Raw genomic sequence first — 1,137 nt, 5'->3', positions numbered from 1 at the left:
TCGTCACGGTGACGATTGCTGTTCAAACGCTTTTTCTCGCTTCGTCATGGTGACGATTGCCGTCCAAACGCTTTTTAGAGCTTCGTCACGGTGACGATTGCCGTCCAAACGCTTTTTCTCGCTTCGTCACGATGACGATTGCCGTCCAAACGCTTTTTCGAGCTTCGTCACGGTGACGATTGCTGTTCAAACGCTTTTTCTCGCTTCGTCATGATGACGAACGCCGTCCAAACACTTTTTCGAGCTTCGTCAAAATGACGATTGCCGTCCAAACACTTTGTCTTGATTCGTCATGATGACGAAAGCCGACCAAGCGCTTTTTCTCTATTCGTCATGATGACGAACGCCGTCCAAATGCTTTTTCTTGATTCGTCATGGTGACGATTGCCGTCCAAACGCTTTTTCTTGATTCGTCAAAATGCGCTTTCACGCAAAAATAATTTCAGGCTTTAAAAGAACGCCTTTTTCCTCAAAAACTTTTTTTTGCACCGTCTCAACCAAAGCGCGAATGTCCGCCGCAGCCGCCTTTCCGTCAGGATTTATTATAAAATTCGCGTGCCAAGGAGCAATCTGCGCGCCGCCAGCCGAAAAGCCTTTTAGTCCGCACTCGTCAATCAGCTTTCCGGCGACAATCCCCTTCTCAGGCTCATTCTTGAAAGCCGAACCCGCGCTCGCCGCCCTAAAATGCCCCATAGACACCCGTTTTTGCCGCACATTTTCCGAAAGTCCGCCGTCAAAACCGTCTTTTACCTTGAATTCAGCCGAGAGAATTATTTTTTTCTCATTTTTATCATGCGGGGGAAAAGTCCCCCTCGCTCCAACCGCTCCGGTCTCGCAAGGCTCAACCTGCGCGTTTTCCGCTACCCCCTTCAACGGGGGCAAATCCCCCGTAACGCCCCCTTCTTGCTTTTCTTTTAAAGGCTGGAAAGGCGATTTTTTATAGTCCCAGTCTTTTTCTTCAGTTTTATAAGTCAAAATCTCGTTTTTTTGAGCGTCAAAATATCTTACGCTTAAAAGCCTGTCCGAAGTTGCAAGTCCAAAGCAGCTTGCGTTCATAAAGACCGCGCCGCCGACTGTTCCGCTCAGCGCTGTAAAAGGCTCGAAGCCGCCGAGATTGTTTTTTTTGCAGAATCCAAG

The 1,137-nt window shown here is 48.4% G+C and carries 1 pseudogene; it reads right to left on the bottom strand.

Annotated elements, in window-relative coordinates:
- Positions 1-426 precede the first annotated feature (426 nt).
- A pseudogene (locus B2X33_RS02825) lies at positions 427-1,137 on the bottom strand (hypothetical protein); the annotation flags it as partial.

The sequence above is a fragment of the Treponema sp. UBA785 genome, from assembly GCF_002297065.1.
Taxonomy (GTDB): domain Bacteria; phylum Spirochaetota; class Spirochaetia; order Treponematales; family Treponemataceae; genus Treponema_D.
This window is presented reverse-complemented; position numbering and strand designations above follow the sequence as displayed.